The sequence below is a fragment of the Chitinophaga sp. CC14 genome (genome assembly GCF_048957795.1).
Classification (GTDB): domain Bacteria; phylum Bacteroidota; class Bacteroidia; order Chitinophagales; family Chitinophagaceae; genus Chitinophaga; species Chitinophaga ginsengisegetis.
Window position 1 is genome coordinate 2,208,696 of sequence record NZ_JARBFY010000003.1, and the last position, 19,090, is coordinate 2,227,785.

Annotated in this window: 19 protein-coding genes; 8 read left to right on the forward strand and 11 right to left on the reverse strand. The window is 44.6% G+C overall.

Annotated features, from left to right (window positions below; genetic code table 11):
* The first annotated feature begins 44 nt into the window (after positions 1-44).
* Together PV783_RS18820 and PV783_RS18825 are read left to right on the forward strand one after the other, a co-directional pair.
* On the forward strand, positions 45-1,571 hold the full coding sequence (locus tag PV783_RS18820; protein WP_420989155.1) for a family 43 glycosylhydrolase: 1,527 nt from the start codon (positions 45-47) through the stop codon (positions 1,569-1,571).
* A 123-nt stretch (positions 1,572-1,694) separates the two neighbouring features.
* Positions 1,695-2,057, forward strand: a complete 363-nt coding sequence (locus PV783_RS18825; protein WP_420989156.1) for a VOC family protein — start codon at positions 1,695-1,697, stop codon at positions 2,055-2,057.
* A 43-nt stretch (positions 2,058-2,100) separates the two neighbouring features.
* Here the strand turns inward: PV783_RS18825 and PV783_RS18830 are convergent, their stop codons facing one another.
* Positions 2,101-3,654: a S41 family peptidase gene (locus PV783_RS18830; RefSeq protein WP_420989157.1), complete on the reverse strand. Its 1,554-nt coding sequence runs from the start codon at positions 3,652-3,654 to the stop codon at positions 2,101-2,103.
* A gap of 442 nt (positions 3,655-4,096) precedes the next feature.
* Between PV783_RS18830 and PV783_RS18835 the strand changes: the two genes are divergently transcribed.
* Positions 4,097-5,116 (forward strand): efflux RND transporter permease subunit, encoded by a 1,020-nt coding sequence (locus tag PV783_RS18835; RefSeq protein ID WP_420989158.1) that lies wholly within the window; start codon positions 4,097-4,099, stop codon positions 5,114-5,116.
* Positions 5,117-5,138: 22 nt separating this feature from the next.
* Here the strand turns inward: PV783_RS18835 and PV783_RS18840 are convergent, their stop codons facing one another.
* The 4 genes from PV783_RS18840 to PV783_RS18855 form a co-directional block, all read right to left on the reverse strand.
* A complete protein-coding gene (locus tag PV783_RS18840; RefSeq protein ID WP_133256176.1) occupies positions 5,139-5,759 on the reverse strand; it encodes a hypothetical protein in 621 nt (206 codons plus the stop codon).
* 98 nt (positions 5,760-5,857) lie between these two features.
* The gene (locus tag PV783_RS18845) at positions 5,858-6,127 is read right to left on the reverse strand and encodes a hypothetical protein (RefSeq protein ID WP_420989159.1); all 270 of its coding nucleotides are present in this window, start codon (positions 6,125-6,127) and stop codon (positions 5,858-5,860) included.
* On the reverse strand, positions 6,090-6,431 hold the full coding sequence (locus tag PV783_RS18850; protein WP_420989160.1) for a hypothetical protein: 342 nt from the start codon (positions 6,429-6,431) through the stop codon (positions 6,090-6,092). Before PV783_RS18850 ends, PV783_RS18845 begins: the two co-directional genes overlap by 38 nt.
* Positions 6,432-6,746: 315 nt before the next feature.
* Positions 6,747-7,778, reverse strand: a complete 1,032-nt coding sequence (locus tag PV783_RS18855) for a WG repeat-containing protein (RefSeq protein WP_420989161.1) — start codon at positions 7,776-7,778, stop codon at positions 6,747-6,749.
* A 331-nt stretch (positions 7,779-8,109) separates the two neighbouring features.
* On the opposite strand from PV783_RS18855, the gene PV783_RS18860 reads away from it, so the two are divergent.
* The 4 genes from PV783_RS18860 to ppsA all read left to right on the forward strand — a co-directional run bounded on the left by PV783_RS18860 (position 8,110) and on the right by ppsA (position 12,776).
* Positions 8,110-8,796 (forward strand): FISUMP domain-containing protein, encoded by a 687-nt coding sequence (locus PV783_RS18860; protein WP_420989235.1) that lies wholly within the window; start codon positions 8,110-8,112, stop codon positions 8,794-8,796.
* A 57-nt stretch (positions 8,797-8,853) separates the two neighbouring features.
* Positions 8,854-9,219, forward strand: a complete 366-nt coding sequence (locus tag PV783_RS18865) for a hypothetical protein (protein WP_420989162.1) — start codon at positions 8,854-8,856, stop codon at positions 9,217-9,219.
* 318 nt (positions 9,220-9,537) lie between these two features.
* Positions 9,538-9,990, forward strand: coding sequence for a hypothetical protein (locus PV783_RS18870; RefSeq protein WP_079467505.1), 453 nt, complete (start codon positions 9,538-9,540; stop codon positions 9,988-9,990).
* Positions 9,991-10,163: 173 nt separating this feature from the next.
* Positions 10,164-12,776 carry a phosphoenolpyruvate synthase gene (gene ppsA / locus PV783_RS18875; RefSeq protein ID WP_420989163.1) on the forward strand — a complete coding sequence of 871 codons (2,613 nt, stop codon included), beginning with the start codon at positions 10,164-10,166 and terminating at the stop codon, positions 12,774-12,776.
* 62 nt (positions 12,777-12,838) lie between these two features.
* On the opposite strand, the gene PV783_RS18880 is transcribed toward ppsA, so the two are convergent.
* The 6 genes from PV783_RS18880 to PV783_RS18905 all read right to left on the reverse strand — a co-directional run bounded on the left by PV783_RS18880 (position 12,839) and on the right by PV783_RS18905 (position 16,646).
* Positions 12,839-13,129, reverse strand: coding sequence for a DUF1330 domain-containing protein (locus PV783_RS18880; RefSeq protein ID WP_420989164.1), 291 nt, complete (start codon positions 13,127-13,129; stop codon positions 12,839-12,841).
* A gap of 17 nt (positions 13,130-13,146) precedes the next feature.
* Entirely contained in the window at positions 13,147-13,554 is a 408-nt protein-coding gene (locus PV783_RS18885) for a DinB family protein (protein WP_420989165.1), read from the reverse strand.
* A 67-nt stretch (positions 13,555-13,621) separates the two neighbouring features.
* On the reverse strand, positions 13,622-14,461 hold the full coding sequence (locus PV783_RS18890; RefSeq protein ID WP_420989166.1) for a helix-turn-helix domain-containing protein: 840 nt from the start codon (positions 14,459-14,461) through the stop codon (positions 13,622-13,624).
* A gap of 31 nt (positions 14,462-14,492) precedes the next feature.
* Positions 14,493-15,725 (reverse strand): RNA polymerase sigma factor, encoded by a 1,233-nt coding sequence (locus PV783_RS18895; protein ID WP_420989167.1) that lies wholly within the window; start codon positions 15,723-15,725, stop codon positions 14,493-14,495.
* Positions 15,726-15,730: 5 nt separating this feature from the next.
* Complete coding sequence (locus PV783_RS18900) at positions 15,731-16,072, reverse strand: YciI family protein (RefSeq protein ID WP_079467499.1); 342 nt, start codon at positions 16,070-16,072, stop codon at positions 15,731-15,733.
* 100 nt (positions 16,073-16,172) lie between these two features.
* On the reverse strand, positions 16,173-16,646 hold the full coding sequence (locus PV783_RS18905; RefSeq protein WP_420989168.1) for a GNAT family N-acetyltransferase: 474 nt from the start codon (positions 16,644-16,646) through the stop codon (positions 16,173-16,175).
* A 317-nt stretch (positions 16,647-16,963) separates the two neighbouring features.
* On the opposite strand from PV783_RS18905, the gene PV783_RS18910 reads away from it, so the two are divergent.
* Positions 16,964-18,898 (forward strand): alpha-L-arabinofuranosidase C-terminal domain-containing protein, encoded by a 1,935-nt coding sequence (locus PV783_RS18910; RefSeq protein ID WP_420989169.1) that lies wholly within the window; start codon positions 16,964-16,966, stop codon positions 18,896-18,898.
* The last annotated feature ends 192 nt before the right edge of the window (positions 18,899-19,090 follow it).

The following is a 19,090-nucleotide window of genomic DNA, read 5'->3' on the forward strand; positions in this document are numbered from 1 at the left end:
GAAGTATCACATTTTTCCGCGTTAATAGTTAATCCACTTCCTCCATGAAAAAAAATGCTATCTATTTGTTTGCCTGTTTATGTCTTGCACTTTGTTATGCCTGCAAAAAAGTAAGTCCCGGTAAGCTGGTTGCCAATAACGCCAAAACGGCGAATCTGGCTAACGAAGTGAATGAGGCGAACTTTACCCTCGAAAACACGTTCACGAATCCATTGATGCCACGGGGAGCTGATCCCTGGGTTACTCAAAAGAACGGAATGTATTATTTCATGTATACACAGGGAAGTAAACTGGTGCTTTACAAAACAAGCGCCATGACTGAACTGGCATTGGCGCCACCTTACGATGCCTGGATTCCTCCACAGGGAATGCCGTACTCAAAAAATATCTGGGCGCCCGAACTTCATGAAATCGACAATAAATGGTACATCTTTTTTGCTGCCGATAACGGCACCAATGCTAATCACCGGATGTATGTGGTAGAAAATAATTCCGCCGATCCCACACAGGGAACATGGACATTGAAGGGAAAAGTTGCCGATTCTACGGATCAATGGGCAATAGACGGAACCGTTTTTAAGTATAACGGGCAAATGTACATGTTATGGTCCGGGGGCAATGCAGGCGCAGCACCACAGCGTATTTACATTGCACCCATGAGTAATCCCTGGACAATTGCGGGCGCGAAAGTAGCCATCTCCAGCCCCACATACTCCTGGGAAATGAACGGAAACGCCATTAACGAAGGCCCCCAGGCGATCATCAACCCCAACGGACGCCTGTTCATCGTATATTCAGGCAGCGGCTATTGGGTGGATACCTACTGCCTGGGATTGTTAAGTCTTAACCTGAACGGGGATCCTATGAATCCTGCAGATTGGGTGAAGACAGCAAATCCTGTTTTCTCGATGAACGCAGATAGTGGCGCTTTTGGTCCCGGTCATAATGGGTTTTTCAAATCACCGGACGGTACGGAAGACTGGATCATCTACCACGCACGCAGTGCGGCTGGCGGCGGTGGCCGGAATGCGCGCATACAGAAATTTACATGGAATGCAGATGGCACGCCAAATTTCGGTGTACCGGTTAAAATCGGTTCGTTTGTGCCGAAGCCTTCCGGTGAACCGGTACGTAAGATGTATACCAAAGAGAATTGGTCGATCGCCGGATTCAGCTCTGAAGAACTTAACAACAGCAGGCTGGCGATACGGTTAATAGACGACAGCGCTTCCACGCCCTGGATAGCGCGCTATTCCGCCCCTGCTACCAACTATCCTGACCATTGGATCACGGTAGATATGGGAGATACGCTTTCCGTAGATGGTTTTGTTTTCATCCAGAAAGATGGTGACCGGAAAATAAAGGAGTTGCAGATACTGGTGGGTAATGATAACCAGACCTGGGAAGATCTTGGTACCACTGTGTTGCTTAATCTCTATCCAAATAAACAGTATTTCAACCTTCCTGTAAGAAAGCAATTCAGATATTTTAAACTGGTACCAATATCGGGGCTCGACAGTCAGCCGCAACCCGGCCTGGCGGAAGCCGGCACCTTTATACTGGATAATTAAGTTTTGTTTTACAGCCCGCTGTTAATGGCGGGCTGTATTGTGTGTTTCTTTAAATGATACTGTCGGTTTTTTACAAACAGGCAACAACGGTCATTTTATATCTTTGTAAAAAGCATATGATCTATGGCAGACACGCATTTTAAAGGCAAATTAAAACATGAGCAGGTACAGTATATCGAATTCCTGTCAAAAGACATCAGCCGCGCCAAAGAATTTTACACCAGGAGTTTTGGCTGGAAGTTTACCGATTACGGACCGGACTATACTGCATTTGAAGGTGATTATGTAGATGGCGGATTCACCACGGGTAAACCGGTAAAGGGTAGTGTTTTAATCATTCTCTATTCAAACAATATTGAAGCTACCCAACAAAAGATTGTAGCAGCAGGAGGTAAGATCGTAAAGGACATCTTTAGCTTTCCCGGTGGGAGGCGTTTCCACTTCACAGATCCCGACGGCTACGAGCTGGCAGTTTGGTCGCTGTAACAAGCCCGCAGCCGCATATGCTGTGATTACCCGGATGGATATGTCAGGATTTCTCAGCGATGAGTTTCAGCACATATTCCATCTGGGTATCGCGGTTTTGCATAAAATCGCTGAAAGAAGGCCATACCGTGTGATGGGGAATAATGCCCCTGCCTTCCGGTTGATCCGGCTTTACCGGTGCATCCTGCTCCACATAAACGATAGAGAACTTCGTTTTTATTTTTGAATGAGGCAGTTCATATATCAATGGCATATGGCCATTGTGTACATAATATCCGCCAACGGTTTCAACCCCAACAATGGTCACATTGCGTGCATAGGCTTTCACAAGAGAAGCCAGGTGTGATGCTGCCGATGCCACCTCTTCATCAATAAGCAAATACAATTTTCCTTTGAAACCGGGCTGCTTAGGGTAATACACCGGGTTGTATTTGATGTTTTGTATATTCCTGCCGTTTTGCAATGCAGGAAAATAATCTTTCAGGAATAGCTTCCCCGCAGCCTTGGATGCTGAGTCCATCTTTACAGCCGTGGATACACCCCAAAAATATTCTTCATAGGCAATCCCATCACCAAAGATGGTATAAGCCAGTTTGTTTTCTTTGAAGCTTGAATCCGTCAGGTACATCATCGGTTGTTCAAAAGTAGGATCACTGCCACCGGGATTGCTGCGGATGTCTACAATGAGGTTGGGTATTTTGTTTTGATCAAGTACCCGGAACACGCTGTCGAGGAATGCCACATACACCGGGAAGGCCGGATCGTCTGCCCCGGTGGCCATTGAGAATATCCGCAGGTTCAATAAACCTGTTGAAGGATTCTTCATCTTAAAACTATATTTGGGCTGCACGTTGTAATCGATCACGCTGTCTACCGGTGCGCTATGACGTAGTACCAGGTTGGCTTTCCGTTCTTCCAGCGATACAGCCGGCACCGTTACTGTTTGTTCCATAGTGGCGCCCGGGGCGGTAAACCGGATGGTAAAGCTGTCTTTGATGCCATACTCATAGAGGTAACGCAATCCATAACTCTTGTTCACGCTGCCTGATAGCTTTCCTGTTTCGGTAAAGCCATCTGTGGTGATGTATTTGTAAAAAGAGTGCATCAATTCCTTGTCGGAAACACCATTGATACTTGTTACCCTTGATCCCACGGGGATTTGCGCTGTTTTGCTATTGAAGATCATATTACCTTCAATATACTTAAGGGCAAAAGGGAAGAAGCCACGCTGCTGGTTGAAATACCTGACAAGGTCGGCATGCGGCTCTGTATAGTTATGGCAGCTGCCTTCAAAATCGGTCAACTGCAGAATGATTTTATAAAAACCCAGCACAGGCATAGGCTTGCGCACCTCCCTGAAAGCCCATTTATAGATGCTGTCGATCTGCTTTTGGGTACGGTAGCGATACAAACCGGAATTGGTTTTTTTACGGATGTCGAGGAATAATTGCAGGTCCTGCTTCATTTCCCGGGGAGAAAGCTGCCGGTTGTATACAGACAGGCTGTCGATAGATGGTTTGGTTGGCTGGGCGGACTTCGCGGTTGGTTGTGCCCATCCCTGATGCGCCAGTAATAGCAAAAACAGTACTTTTCTCATGTGGTTCAGATCTCGGGCGCTAATCTACAAAAACCTGTCAGAATGTGGACGGTTAGCAGGAATTTATCTTGTATTTTTTTGAGACGCATAGCCGGGGAGAAGAAATTTTACTTCTCAAAGGGAATTAACAACGGTAAAGAAAGAATCTGTCGGCAAACACATCGCCGGCGTTACAGAGCTTATGAATAAAAGCAGCGTTTCGTATGAGCTTTTGCTAAGCGATAACAAGAAATGGTATGTGGTGAAGTCTACCTCTGATGGCGATATGTACTTGAAATATGTGATGAAGAAACAGTAAAAACGGAGGTTCCTGTGCCTGCCATGAATCCTTCATGCCGGATCAATAAAAAAATGAACGAGTGGAATTTAATCTAAATATAAGTTACCTTGTAGCAGCCCAATATTTGAAGTTATTTTTCCTTGTTGAATAATTACAAAACAGATGTTTAAGAAACTTTTGAAATGGCTCGTATCAGCCACGGTTATTTATGCTATATCCATTATCCTGGTTAGTTGCGCCGGGATGGCATCACCCGGACAGCAATTCCCTCATATGGCCTTGCCTTCAATACAGGTGAGGGCGCTTTATCCTGGAGCTGATGTCAGAACTGTATTAGGCTCAGTAACTCCGCCATTAAAAGATTCCATCTTTCATAATGTTGAAAACATGGATTATATGACCTATACCGCAAGTAGCGACGGCTCATTAATTATTACCATTTACTTTAAACCAGGTACTGATCTGGACCTGGCCGCAGTGAATATTTCAAACCTGGTTTCTGTAGCTTCAGGACAACTGCCTTCAGAGGTAGTACAGTCTGGCATCACTGTTCTCAGAAAAAATGAGCCTATAGTTATGGCGGTTAATTTGTATTCGGAAAATACCGGGCCGTACGATCAGGCATTCCTCGCTAATTATGCCGCAATCAATATTGTTCCCGGAATACAACGGGTTCCAGGGGTCAGTCATTTGATTACTTTTGATGAGAATAAAGATTCGTTGATGCGTATCTGGTTAAATAAAGAGCACATGGCCGCTTTAAATTTAACGCTGAAGGAAGTATTAGCCACTATTCCGGATGATAAATTGGAAGCGGTAACAGGGATATTATACAAGAATGGTAAACAGACTTTTGATTATATTATTAAGTGCAAAAGTGAGCATACCCAGCTTGTTGAGTACGGGAATATGATTGTCCGCAGTAATGCCGATACAGCTTTGAGATTAAAGGATGTGGCAGCGAAGGTTGAATTTGGTCCTTATACTTATGGAAATTTTTCCCGTATAAATGGTAAAACAGGTATCAGCATCGTGGTAACACAGGCAGCTGATTTAAATTATAATGAGGTTCAAATGGCAGTAAAAAAGCTAATGGAAACAGCATCGATGAATTTTCCAGCCGGTATAAAACATTTGATATTATATAACCCTAAAGATTCCGTATATATTTCAGGTGAGTAGGATATATTTCCGTAAACATCTCTCACTGAACGTTTTTCCCTGGTTTACGTGTTTCTAATGTCATTGGTATTCTTCTGCCTTTCCTGAAATAGAAACCTATAACCGTATTATTTTTGAAAATTGCCACATTAATCGGTTCGAAGCCCAGCATAAGGATATAATCGCCATCAGCTAACCATTTATATTTCCTGGGCTTCTCGGTTTCATCATAAACAAATACTTTTTCCTTGTCGCCAATGTCTTTCCAATGAGCTATCTCTACGCTGTCTTTATCAAAACTAAAGGCAAGATAGTTATTAGCGGAATGAGTCACATAAGTTTTCCCGACTACCGTATCTGCTGGTTGTGGATTCTTACGTTCCCTGAATACTATTTGGTTGTCATTAACGCTTACTAAACTATCACCGGCTATTTTCAGTTTTTTTGCAACATCCTCTTCCGGCAGGTAATCTATTTGGATAATGCCGTTTTGCTGTTGCCATTTATGGTAAGTCCACTCATCATCAACAGATGCAAGCGTGTAGTAGTAATTACCTCCCTGCTGTTGAGAATAAATACCGTACCTTAATATGCCTACCTGGTCTTTCTTAAAATCAAGCAGGTAATATTCCCATATGTCGTTTACATCTTCTCCTTTTTTCATAGAAAAGTGTTTTTGTAATGCTGTGTAGCTTTTATCAGTTTGTGCACAAACAAGAATGTTGTACAGCAATAACAGCGCCGTATAAAAAAGTTTTGTTTTCATTCTATTGGGTGCATTTCTATCTCTATACCATCATGTAAAACCACCACCTTATCGTCTTTAACCATGGCCATAGTCCAATTATTAAAACCAAATACAAAAATGTACTGCCCATCTGTCGTCCATTTGTATTTGTTGTGTGGGTTGCTTTCAAAGGCAACCCTGGCATGCCGTGTCCACCTGCCGGTATTATTTGCTCTGATGTCGGTCCCCGCACTATCTTTAACACCATCATGCCCCCGGTAGCCCATATACATAGATACTGCCATCGGATTGGTACCACGTGCCGTGCATCCAGTCGCCATTATGACTGGCTCTTGTATTATATTTGTGGTTTCCTTGTTCAGTAACTATAGTATAAGGTAAAATGAGTACCTCATCTTTTTTAAAGTTGAGCATATAATATTCTGATCTGATTTTACCGCCGTCTTTATCTTTTGAGCGTAGATCATTGACCAATGCCGTATAAGTTTTACCTTCTTGTGCTTGTGCCATAATGCCGAATAATAATAGAACGGTACAGAAAATTTTTACCTTCATGTTTTGTTGCAATCCTTGCTTTGTTAAGGTCAAGCCGATACTCCTTTAAACAAGTTTTGATACTACTTACTGCTCTTTCATCATCTACAACTACACAAAAAAAATTCAGTTTCTTTTGTCCTATGTCAAAGCCATCAGCTTTACAATTGTTATAAAAAATTTCTAAAAATTCATTAGCTACTTTTAGTACGTTAAGAGATATCTCTTAACGTTGTACCTCTATGACCAACTTTTCCATGATGGATAACGGTCAATTTTTTTTGCTCATCAAACCAGGCTCCTTTGTAAAGTAGCTGCTCTTTTTCGCCTGTTTTGTAATACTTTATCCATTTTCAAGGTCTCCGGATATTAGTTCTTTTTCAATGGGTTCTTAATAATGCTTACTATATTCTCACTATTTCTCACAATAGCAAACCCTTCATAAAATTGCGCGGCTTCGGTAAATTGTGGTTGTATTACCCATTTGCCACTTTGGTCAACATAACCCCATAATTCATCTTGTCTTACCGCCAGTAATCCTTCGCTGAAATTGCCCTCAGTACCTGTAATACGTTTGCCTGTGGTATAAAGGAGTAATTTGCCTGTTTCTGTAAAATTGCTGTCCAATAGGTACAGAAAGCCTTCTTTGCTGCCATCAGCCTTTCCATGTATTATACCCCAAAGCGGCCCGCCATTGTAATCTGGTGGCAACACATCAAAACGGGGAGCCAGCCTTATTGTACCTTTCTTATCCATTAATCCATAATGTCCATTTTCAAGAAACCTGGCTATGCCTGTTTTAAATATTGTTACGTCTTGTTTATTGTTGACAATGGTTAACAGGGTAGTACCTTTTTTATCAATTATTGCATGGTATTCGTCTTCTTCGTTTGAGTTGCCTGATTTATTTGTTACTGTTACTACCGCCACGTTATCCGAAAAATAAAAGGTATTGCTATACTGATAGGGGATAACCAACCGGCCGGCAGTATCTGCAAATCCGTGGCGGAAATTGTTATCTTTATCTGCCTGGAAAACTTCCAGCAGTCCTTCCTTAAACATATTGGGCATACTGGTAGGTTCGGCTTTTATACTTTCGGCCGTAAATATTATTTTACCGTTACTGTTGATACAGGCCCAGCCTTTGCCGTCGGGGAGCCACACAATGGCGCGTCCACAGGAGAAAGGTCTTGTGTCTTTGAATCTTGTTTCTATAACCAGTTTTCCTGTTTTGTTAATGTAGCCATACAGATCAGCACCCTCCGGTACTACCGATGCTAAGCCTTCACTAAACGGGGATGATAGATGATATTGGGCGGGTATTTTCCACTCACCCCCGGCATTGATAAAACCATATAACCCATCTTTTTTTGCTTTTGCGCTCATGAGCCCCTCGCTCATAGGTTGTATGTGACTAAACTGTCCTGGTGGTATGGCATATTCGATTTCTTGCGCGCAGGAAGTAAAATAAAAAAAGCTGCTTATTAACAGCGGTAATATTTTAAGAAGATTATTTTGGGTCATCAATTATTTCATTTTAATAACATCTGCAAGTGTGCGAGGGTAAAATGTAAACGGGTATTGGCTTCTTCAAAAGAAGCAAAAATAATACAGTTTTACCGGCAGATAAATACCTGTAAGCAGGTATTTATTATACTTCTCCTTGTGGTTACTTTTGGATATGATCACGAATGCATGCAGGAAACTATGCGGCCCGGCGCTTGCATTTATCATGTTAGGTAGCTGCGCCGGAAGTTCTAAAATTGTACGGAAGAAAGGAGGATATGCTGTTCTGATAGATAAGCGGGATGGCAGTCGTTATCCGATAGGCCGTATTAATGGCAAATTATGGACAATGAGTAATGCAAGAATCGGGTTGCCCGGTTCAAGCTTTTTCTTCACCCCACGGCATAACCCCATCGGTCCTGAAGGACGAACGTATACCTGGAAGCTGGCACAGCAGGCTTGCCCTGAAGGCTGGCGACTTCCAACTTCCGAAGAACTGGCCGGCCTGTTCCTGGCTTATGGTAAAGTTGCCTATTCGGGCGAGTTACCCTATTTTAGAAAAATATTTGGCCCTTACCAGCCAGATAGTACGGCTGCAACCTACCAGGCCTTGCTGAAAGATGAGTTACTTCTTTTTCTTCCGGGACATAAGGCAGAACCGGATATATATAAACAAAGCCTGCAGTTAAGTCTTTTTTGGAGCAGTGATAGCGTAGCTAACGATGCTTATGCCATTCATTGGGATGAAGAACAAAAAAACATACATTTTGGTGCGTACCCGCAATCGTATTTTGGCTTTTGCCGTTTTGTAAAAAAGGAGCGGTTAAACAAAAAACAACGACAGGAATTAGAACGCAATCATGCCACCCGTATACAAGAGGAAGCTGCAGCCCAACAGCTTAACCCAAAATAAAAAAGGATGGTCATAAAAGGAGCACTAAAATCTACCAGGTAATATTTAAAAAAGAATATGGAACAAATAAACATGAAGGAATATCTGCAAAAAGTGATGGACTTAGCCATTGACGGGAACACGAAGTGTATCATTTCGTTTGAGCACACAACAACTCCCGAATACTGGTTTCAGTTTACCTGGGATATGCTGAATGTATATTATCCTTTTACGAACGACCCCACCATACAGCTAAAGCAATGGGATTTGGATACATATGAGAAAGATGACCTGAGCCTGGTCGATTGGAAAGCAAACGAGTATTGTACGTGGGAGCGTGATCCAGGCAATCTGGATGCCGCAGCTGATTTTATCGTGCAGTATTTGGAAAAAGCATTGGGCAAAGATGATAGCGTTGCATCATGGAAAATTATTGAATCATAGCCACAATCCTGTGATATGTTTTTTTAATGAGAAAAGCAGGCTCTGGCAGCCTGAGTGCATTGATAGTGCATCAATAGTGCATCAATAGTGCATGAGGAGTGCATGAGGAGTGCATGCGAACAGTATAGATAGTGCATGGATAGTCCATCAGATACCCATGTCCGAAGTATCGCAGAGCCATCCGGGAAGTAACCTTACCAGCACTTCTTACTTCTCAAAAGGAAATATAGGCTTTGTTCCGTTTTGTACAATTTAAAGGATGGTGACTGTTCTAATTTTACATTCAGAAACAAAATCACCTCAATTAAATTGTAAATTATGAAACGGAATTTTCTTAGTATAAAAAAGATCCTCCTCCTGGTGGCAATGGCCGCACTTTGGTTATCTCAGGCAATGGCAGCGCCCACCGACACCGTACTCCGCCTATTCAGCCAGGCATTTCCCGATGCGAAATATACCCGGTGGGTGGAAGACAATGAATACTACATCGTTTCTTTCACCAGGGATGAAACGCAGTGCAGAATATGGTACGATAAAGCAGGTACGCTCGTTTACGCTTTACGCTACTGCGGGGAAAGCGAGTTACCACTGAGTGTGTTGCTAACAGTAAAAAAAGAGTATGCTGACAAACACATCGCGGGCGTTACGGAGCTTACAAATAAAAACGGCGTTTCGTATGAGCTTTTGCTGAGTGATAATAAGAAGTGGTACGTGGTGAAGTCCAGCTCTGATGGCGATATGTACCTGAAGTATGCGATGAAGAAACAGTAGTAACAGTGCTTCCCAATCTCCTCTATTTTGGAATAAAACGTCCCTGCTATTATCATTATTGTGCAGAAAAAAATATAGTTGAGAAACGGTGTTTTGACGCGTCATACCTTGTATTTTTGACGGCATAGCACATTCTTCACTTAATTTTTTACCGGTAAAAGGAGGGACAACATATGGATCAATTTGTACTTGGTTTTCAGGAGATCAACAGCACAAAACTGATGCTAGTGGGAGGAAAGGGCGCCAATCTGGGCGAACTGTCCGGGATAGAGGGGATACAGGTGCCGGGAGGCTTTTGCGTTACTACAAAGGCCTATAAAAAAGTAACCGGAAATAATGAAGCGCTTAACAGCTTGCTGAGTGAACTAACGCAATTTAATGCTGAAGACCGGGAAAGCATCCGTGAACTGGGCGCAAAAATCCGTACGGTCATCGAAAGAATACCTATTGCGGAGGACATCGCCGGAGAGATTGGCGCCTATCTCACAAAGTTTGATGAAAAAGACGCCTTTGCCGTGCGTTCCAGCGCTACAGCGGAAGACCTGCCCACGGCATCCTTTGCCGGGCAGCAGGATACCTACCTGAACATTACCGGGAAACCGGCTATCCTGAAGCATATCAGCAAATGTTGGGCTTCCCTGTTCACAGATCGTGCAATCATCTACCGGATACAAAACGGATTTGATCACAGCCAGGTTTATTTATCTGTTGTTATTCAGAAAATGGTTTTCCCACAGGCTTCCGGAATTTTATTTACGGCTGATCCGGTTACCGCTAACCGGAAGCAGCTCTCCATCGATGCAGGTTTTGGACTTGGAGAAGCACTGGTTTCCGGCCTGGTATCTGCCGATTGCTATAAGGTGCAGGAGGGGGAAATTACCGGTAAGATGACAGGAACCAAAAAACTGGCCATCTATGGAAAAGAAGAAGGAGGAACAGTGACCCGCCAACTCAGTCCTGATCAGCAAAAGGCGCAGGTACTTACTGATCAGCAAATTTTACAGCTGGCACATACCGGAAGAAAGATCGAAGCTTATTTTGGTAGTCCGCAGGATATTGAATGGTGCCTGGCGGATGATATATTTTATATTGTTCAGAGCAGGCCAATCACTACTTTATACCCGGTTCCTGAAGTGGATGACCAGGAAAATCACGTGTATATATCTGTTGGTCATCAGCAAATGATGACGGATCCTATGAAACCATTGGGATTGTCTTTATGGCAACTGACCGCTTTCCGGCCAATGTTTAAAGCCGGTGGAAGATTGTTTGTTGATATTACGGATAGCCTGGCCACGCCCACCGGCAGAGAAACGATGATAGATGCCATCGGACAACACGAGCCGCTCATAAAAGACGCTTTGATAACCATCACGGAGCGGGAAGGCTTTATAAAGCCGCTACCCGATAACAAAGCGTTGAACCCAGCCTTGACCAGTAGCGGTAAATCGGCTGCAGATATCCTGGACCAGATTAAAAATGATCCGGCGATCGTTTCGGATCTGATCCGGCGTTTTCAAACATCCATAGCAGCGTTAAAACAAAACATTCAAACGAAATCAGGGCCGGACTTATTTGACTTTATCCTGGAAGATAGTCAGCAATCAAAGAAGAGCTTATTTGATCCGCAAAATATGAGTGCAATCATGGCTTCTGCAGATGCTTCCATCTGGATCAATGAAAACATGAACACATGGTTAGGCGAAAAAAATGCAGCAGATACCCTTGCCCAGTCTGCCCCCAACAATATCACCTCGGAAATGGGCCTCGAGCTATTGGATGTCGCTGATGTGATCCGCCCTTACCCGGAAGTAATTAATTATCTACAACAGGTAAAGGAAGATGGCTTTTTGGATGAACTGGCCAGGTTTAATGGTGGACCCGAAGCCCGGAATGCTATCGATACTTATCTCAATAAATACGGAATGCGGTGTGCAGGCGAAATTGATATTACGAGAACCCGCTGGAGCGAAAACCCGGCTACACTTATTCCGATAATGCTAAGTAACATTAAAAACGTTGAGCCGGGCGCCGGCAAACGGAAATTTGAGGAGGGGAAACAGGAAGCCTTGAAGAAAGAACAGGAATTATTAGCCAGGTTGAAGCAATTGCCGGATGGCGAACAAAAAGCCGCGGAAACAGCACAAATGATCAGCCTGCTCCGGAACTTCGCCGGTTATCGTGAGTATCCGAAATACGGCATTATTAGCCGCTTCTTCGTTTATAAGCAGGCGTTACTGAAAGAAGCGGAACAACTCCTGCGGGCCAACGTTATCCATGAAAAAGAAGATATATACTATCTCACTTTTGAAGAATTGCACGAAGTGGTACGCACGAATAAACTGGATCACCAGCTCATCTCCAAACGGAAAAACGAGTACAAATTATATGAAAAGCTAACTCCTCCGCGTGTTATCACGTCTGACGGTGAAATCATAACGGGGAAGTATAAACGGGAAAATCTCCCCGCAAACGCAATCGTAGGATTGCCCGTTTCTTCGGGAGTGATAGAAGGGCGGGCACGTGTTATCCTGAACATGGAAGATGCTGATCTGGAAGCGGGAGATATACTGGTGACGGCATTTACGGACCCCAGCTGGACGCCATTATTTGTGTCTGTAAAAGGCCTGGTCACCGAGGTAGGCGGACTGATGACTCACGGAGCGGTAATTGCACGTGAATATGGCTTACCGGCCATTGTGGGCGTAGAGAATGCCACCACGTTGATCAAAGACGGACAACGCATCCGCGTGAATGGAACGGACGGATATATAGAAATTCTATAAAACAGCCGGTTAACAGGAACCGGCCGTTTACGAAAAATCTCTTACTCATCGTGATGAACGCGTTACTCCAATCCATGCACCAGCGTCATACTGCAATTATCAGTGGAACGCCACCTGATAGCCTTCAGCGGCTGATATTCCGGATCATCGTAACATTGCAGCGCGGCAGCTTCTGACGGAAATTTAATCACGGCATTCATCTTCTTTACCGTTCCTTCCACAGCGATGGCCTGTAGGTCTGATGCCAGTACTTCGGCGCCGTATTTATGCAGTAGTTGAATAACCGGCGGACCGTACTTTGCATATTCTTCTTCATTAATGATATCGTAGCTGTTGATATAATAAACCGGCATATGATTTTTTTGAATGATCAGTAAACATATTCAGGCGGTACAATGCCCTGGTTGCGGAGATACACCGTTGCTTGTCCGCGGTGATGCGTAACATGGTCAATAGTAGCGTAGAAACCTGCCACCACCTGGTCCGACAGTGGCGTGTTTTCCATACTTTCTTTCAGTGCACTAAAAGCCTGGTTCAGGTAAGCGATGGTAGCGGCTTTGCGGGTGGTGGGGGCGGGAGGGTTCCAGTCGGAAGGCCGTTGTTTGATGTAATTTTCTTCCCACCAGCCAATGCCATAGCCAATATGATGTAGTAGTTCTCCAAACGTCCACACGGCTGGTGTTGGTTTAAAAGGGTAGCCCTTTTCAGGCATCGCTTCTGCTACGCTCAGCGTATAATTTTTAGCATTTTCCAGGGTCGTTAATAATTGCGTTTTCATGATATGAAGTTTGTTACCGCAAAATTAACCGGCAGGGTAGCCATCTGTTTAAGGAAAATTGCTCTTTTTAAGAACGCATGGCGGAGGGTGATTTTCCAAACTGTTTTTTATAGGCAGCGGAGAAATGTTCAAGGCTGTTAAAGCCCGTGGAAAACGCGATATCCGTTACGGGAAGGCTGGTGTTACGAAGCTGCAGGGTAGCCTGTTTGAGCCTTACCTGTAACATATAACTGTAAGGCGTAACGGCAGTGATCTGTTTAAAAAGACGGTTAAAATGAAACGGGCTCATATTTCCCAGCGTAGCGAGTTGCGGAAGGGTAACATTGTCGGCATAGTTTTCATTGATAAACGATTTCACGTTTTCTATCGCCGGCAGGTAATTTCTTTTTTGTTTATCATTCAATGCCGGTAAGGGATGCAGGGGATCTCCGGCGGATAACACCAGCAGGAAAAGTTCTGTCATCAGTTGCTCGGTCCATAACCGGGGGGAATGTGTTTTTTGCAGCAAACCGAATATATGCTGATGCAGGAATTCCATTTCCGGTGTAGCTTTTACCAGGATCGAGTGAATATCCGGGTTGTTGAAAAACCAGGAAAAGGTGGCGGCGTGTTCCATTAAAAGCGCCTCACTATCCGCTTCGAAGGAAAAGATGGTGCATTGATCCGGTATGTTGTGAACGTGCGCTACCCTGTGCTCATAGCCGGGTTTACAAAGCAGGAACAGACCGCTGTATGCATCCAGCTCATTCCTGAAAACCCGGAAACGGAAATTCCCTTTCCGGATATAGGCAATGGAAAATGTTCCCTGGTATTCTTTTTCAGATACCGCACACTCCTGGCACCGGCACAAAAAATTATGCACCGTGCAAATGGGAGATTGATAGAGTGTTTGTATATCCGCCTGCATGCTATAAAGTTATCGAAAAAAACGGATCATATCATAGCAGCAGTCTGTTTATCTCCTTCATCAGCGTTTTCTTTTCTGCTGTTGATTTTGTGAGACAGATAGCCTGCTGGTAATGGGCAATCGCTTTATCAGTATCGGTTTCCGCATACAGATAGCCCAACAGGGAATGATAATGGCTGTTGTTGCTCAGGCCAAGTTTTTCCGCTTCCTGTATGCCGGGTTGATGTCCATAAACTTTTGCAAAGGCAAAGGTCCGGTTCAGTGCGGTCATCGGGGAGTATTCAATTAATATCAGCTGGTTATACAGCTGCAGGATGTGCGACCATTTGTTGTTATCGGTGGGCGTGGTATGCCAGTAGGCAATGCCTGCTTCGAGATGATATTTTGATACTTCATTTCCGGAGCATGCATTTACGAGGTAGTAGTTGCCTTGTTCAATGAGTTCTTTACTCCACAGGTTTTTGTCCTGTTGTTCATAAAGTACGGTTTCTCCTTCGTTGTTGGCCCTGGCATCCAGCCGGGAGCTTTGAAAGCACATCAGTGCCAGCAGCGCGTTGGATTGGGTGGTGTTGGTGAGCGGTTTTTCGGTGAGTATCAGCGCCAGCCTGATTGCTTCTGAGCAAAGGTCTTTCCGGATAAGATGATTATTGGATTTGGAAAAGTAGCCTTCATTAAACAAAAGATAGAGGGTTCTTAAAACAACGTCCAGTCTTTCTTTTATCGTTGCTTCCTGTAGCTGCCGGATCTGGAAGTTATCGTTGCGCAGATTGCTTCTGGCCCTGAGCAATCTTTTTTTAATAGTTTCTGTTTTAGAGAGAAAGGCATCTGCAATTTCTTCTACACTGAATCCGCAAAGGATCTGGAGGGCAAGACAGATCTGTGATTCCGCGGAGTTAGCGGGATTACAAACGGCGAAGATCATAGCCAGCTGGCTGTCGCTGATGGTTTGCGGGTTGAAATCAAAGTCGGGTTCCGCCTGTGTTTCACCGCTTGTAAGGGCGCCTTTTACCTGTGTTTCAAAGATGGAAATATGTTTGAGATAATCTTTCGTTTTATTTTTTGCAACGGTGTACAGCCAGGCAGTGGGGTTTTCGGGGATACCCTGTGCGCTCCATACTTCAGTGGCTTTTAAAAAAGTTTCGCTTACAATGTCTTCGGCTGTTTCCATGTGCTGTAAGCCAAAAAGACGGCATAATACTGCCGTCATTTTGGAATACTCCAACCGGAATAACTGGGGTAAAAGTTCTGAGGTGTTTGCTGCCATTGGCGTTAGCTTTTCTCTTCCGGTCTGAGTATGGCCCTTACTTCCACATTGCCGCCGGCTTTAAGTACCGGGTTGGCTTGGGCAAAGGCAACCGCTTCTTCAATATTGGCTGCTTTTAAGATCATATAGCCGCTGATAAATTCTTTGATTTCCGTGTAGGGGCCATCCGTTACCATATCTGGTTTCACCGTTTTAGCGTCGCTGGCAGATAACCGGTTGCCTTTATCAGCCAGTTTGTTCTGGGCGGCAATACCCGCCAGCCAGTTCATTCTTTCCTGCAGCTGTTCAGGAGATGGGTTGTCGTGGGAGTTGGTGCTGTTTCTGAAAATTAATATGAATTCTCTCATTGCTGAATGTTTTATGGTTTCGTTTTAATAACGACCGGCTATTCATGACGGGGACAAATAACTTCATTTTTTTCATCCGGTAAAAAATACTTTCCAACCTTCAGGCTTTTAGCTCCATATCGTACCGGTCGAGCCCGGGGCCATAGGAATCTTTTGTGATACTGGTAACCACAAACCCCAGTTTCCCGAAAAAAGGATAGGAGTGTTGCGTGGTATCGAGCCTGATACGGCATAGCGGGCATATCGACTGAATAACATGTACCCGGTACAGGAATAGTTGTTTGCCATATCCCTGTTTATGCAAGGCATGCGTGATGAGCCCCCAGGTCATGGATACTTCCTGTTTTGCGGTATCGATATAATAACCTCCGCAACCAATTACCTGTTCTTCCAGGGTAGCTACATAATATTGTTCGTTGTTATTTTTTTTGGGAGATGTATACCGGGCGTCCTGCTTCCGGAGCCATTCTTCAAAGTCGGGTAATTCTGCCGGTGCGAAAAAGCCAGGCATATTACTTTTAAATGCAGCTACACATGCCGGTTTATCGGAGGGCGTATATGGTCTGATGATCATGGACATTTGTCATAAAATGAATAACGGGAAGTTAGGATTTAAATATCAGCCGGAGAAAAAAGAACCGGGAATAATCCGTGGCGGTTCCGTGGAAGAAATCCGGCTAGCCAAAAGGAGTTTCCGGTTGCTAAAACCTTCTTTGAATAGCATCCTGCAGCGGAAGGGAAGAATCAATTGTAACCAGCAAAATACAGGCATCTTCCCGTATCATTAAAATTAATTGTCAAATTGACGATTAATAAAATAGTTTTATTATTTTTCCTGTCAGAACGATGCCGGGTATCCCGCCGGGCAGATTTTAAAACTCAATTCACGTTATGAAAATGAATCTAAGAAAAGACATACTCTTTATGTTCCTTATTGGCCTGTTGGGTACACACCAGGCGGATGCACAAACAAAACGTAAAGCAGGCAAGCCTATTTCCGCCGATCTGTTCGGAATCTTTTTTGAAGATATCAGCTATGCAGCAGATGGCGGCCTGTATGCGGAATTGATCCAGAACAGGTCGTTTGAGTATACCCCGGCCGACAGATGGGGCTGGCATTCCTTTACCGCCTGGGAATACGTAACCAAAGGCTTTGGCTATGGCGCCGTGAATGTGGAAAGCAAATCGCCCATCCATCCCAACAACCCGCATTATGTGGTGCTCACCATCGAAGAACCCGGCCAGGAAGGTATCGGGTTACAGAACAACGGTTTTGATGGCATTGCTATAAAAAAGGGCGAGCAATATAACTTTTCGGTATTTACCCGGTTGCTGTCGGCAACCCCCATTCCGGTTTCAGTACAGCTGCGCAGCCGGAAGGGCGAGGTATACGGAGAAGTAAGTTTTACTGCGGATGCAAAGGAATGGAAAAAAAGCAGCGGCGTTCTCACCGCGCAACAAACAGCCGATAGCGCTGTGCTGGTGATGGTAGCCAAAGCGCCCGGCAGCCTGGCGATAGATATGGTTTCCCTGTTCCCGGCCAATACTTTTCACGGCCGGCCAAACGGGCTTAGGGCCGATCTGGGACAAGCCATCGCCGACTTAAAACCCAGGTTCATGCGCTTCCCCGGCGGTTGCCTCGTGCATGGCGACGGCCTCGAAAATATGTACCGCTGGAAAAATACCATCGGTCCTGTAGAAGAAAGAAAAGCACAGCGAAATATATGGAGCTATCATCAGTCGCTCGGACTGGGGTATTTCGAGTACTTCCAGTTTTGTGAAGACATTGGCGCCAAACCCTTACCGGTAGTACCCGCAGCGGTGAGTTGCCAGAACTCCGGCGGCACCTGGCGCATTGGCGGTACCGGGCAAAAAGGATTGCCCCTTGATGAAATGCCCGCGTATATCAATGAAATACTGGACCTGATTGAATATGCCAACGGACCGGCTACTTCTACCTGGGGCGCTAAAAGGGCTGCTGCAGGGCATCCTGCGCCGTTTCACCTGGAATACCTGGCCGTCGGCAACGAAGACAAACAAACCCCCGCTTTCAGGGAACGCTTTAAATTAATTGAAGCGGCAGTAAAACAAAAGCATCCGGAAATCACGCTTATTGGAACTGTAGGTCCGGCGCCGGCAGGGGAAGACTTTGAGGCAGGATGGGCGTTTGCCGATAAAAATGCGTTACAGATAGTAGATGAGCATTACTACGAAAAACCCGAATGGTTCCTGGAAAATAAAAACCGCTACGATTCATACAACCGTAATAAATCCAAAGTATACCTCGGAGAATATGCCTCCAGGGGAAATACCTGGTTCAACGCCCTGGCAGAAGCAGTGTACATGACGGCCCTGGAACGCAATGGCGACGTGGTACGGCTGTCGTCTTACGCCCCGCTGCTGGCCCGCACCGGCCATACTTCCTGGAACCCGAACCTTATTTATTTCACAGGCACTACTATCACGCGTACGCCAAATTATTATGTACAGCACCTGTTTTCAAACAATGCCGGCGATACTTACTACCCGGATATCATCACACTGAATAATAACAAAAATACAGGTGTGTCCTGCGTAAAAGACAGTAAAAGCGGTGATCTTATTATTAAACTGGTGAACGCCGGCGAAACCAGTGTAGCTGCCAAAGCCAACCTGGCTGGCCTTATAGGGCGGCATACCAATGCAGCGGTAACGGTGTTGACGGAGAATGTAACGGATAAAAATGCGGCGGTTACATCGGCCACTGATAAACTGGAAGTTGATAAGGTGATTAGCTATGAAGTAGCTCCCCGCTCGGTGGCGCTTATCAGGATTTCCGGCAAATAAATAAAATGGGGAGCGGATTTTGTCTTTCTCAGGATTAAACTGATTGTACTGATTAGCTTGATTTGACTTTTGGGATTTTAAAAGATTCGGGGAGATATAAGCGGATATTTTTGCTTATATCTCCCCGAATCTTTTAAAATCAAAAGTGATCAAATCCCTGAATCAGTACAATCAGTTTAATCCTGAGAAAGA

Coding starts and splice junctions, on each gene's coding strand:
- PV783_RS18890 (WP_420989166.1), bottom strand. CDS start 14,461: ATGCAGGCGGATATACAAACACTCTATCAATCTCCCATTTGCACGGTG.
- PV783_RS18855 (WP_420989161.1), bottom strand. CDS start 7,778: ATGAGCGAGGGGCTCATGAGCGCAAAAGCAAAAAAAGATGGGTTATAT.
- PV783_RS18880 (WP_420989164.1), bottom strand. CDS start 13,129: ATGCCGGTTTATTATATCAACAGCTACGATATCATTAATGAAGAAGAA.
- PV783_RS18820 (WP_420989155.1), top strand. CDS start 45: ATGAAAAAAAATGCTATCTATTTGTTTGCCTGTTTATGTCTTGCACTT.
- PV783_RS18825 (WP_420989156.1), top strand. CDS start 1,695: ATGGCAGACACGCATTTTAAAGGCAAATTAAAACATGAGCAGGTACAG.
- PV783_RS18900 (WP_079467499.1), bottom strand. CDS start 16,072: ATGAGAGAATTCATATTAATTTTCAGAAACAGCACCAACTCCCACGAC.
- PV783_RS18835 (WP_420989158.1), top strand. CDS start 4,097: ATGTTTAAGAAACTTTTGAAATGGCTCGTATCAGCCACGGTTATTTAT.
- PV783_RS18865 (WP_420989162.1), top strand. CDS start 8,854: ATGGAACAAATAAACATGAAGGAATATCTGCAAAAAGTGATGGACTTA.
- PV783_RS18830 (WP_420989157.1), bottom strand. CDS start 3,654: ATGAGAAAAGTACTGTTTTTGCTATTACTGGCGCATCAGGGATGGGCA.
- PV783_RS18860 (WP_420989235.1), top strand. CDS start 8,110: ATGTTAGGTAGCTGCGCCGGAAGTTCTAAAATTGTACGGAAGAAAGGA.
- PV783_RS18840 (WP_133256176.1), bottom strand. CDS start 5,759: ATGAAAAAAGGAGAAGATGTAAACGACATATGGGAATATTACCTGCTT.
- PV783_RS18910 (WP_420989169.1), top strand. CDS start 16,964: ATGAAAATGAATCTAAGAAAAGACATACTCTTTATGTTCCTTATTGGC.
- PV783_RS18870 (WP_079467505.1), top strand. CDS start 9,538: ATGAAACGGAATTTTCTTAGTATAAAAAAGATCCTCCTCCTGGTGGCA.
- ppsA (WP_420989163.1), top strand. CDS start 10,164: ATGGATCAATTTGTACTTGGTTTTCAGGAGATCAACAGCACAAAACTG.
- PV783_RS18885 (WP_420989165.1), bottom strand. CDS start 13,554: ATGAAAACGCAATTATTAACGACCCTGGAAAATGCTAAAAATTATACG.
- PV783_RS18895 (WP_420989167.1), bottom strand. CDS start 15,725: ATGGCAGCAAACACCTCAGAACTTTTACCCCAGTTATTCCGGTTGGAG.
- PV783_RS18905 (WP_420989168.1), bottom strand. CDS start 16,646: ATGATCATCAGACCATATACGCCCTCCGATAAACCGGCATGTGTAGCT.
- PV783_RS18845 (WP_420989159.1), bottom strand. CDS start 6,127: ATGGCAGTATCTATGTATATGGGCTACCGGGGGCATGATGGTGTTAAA.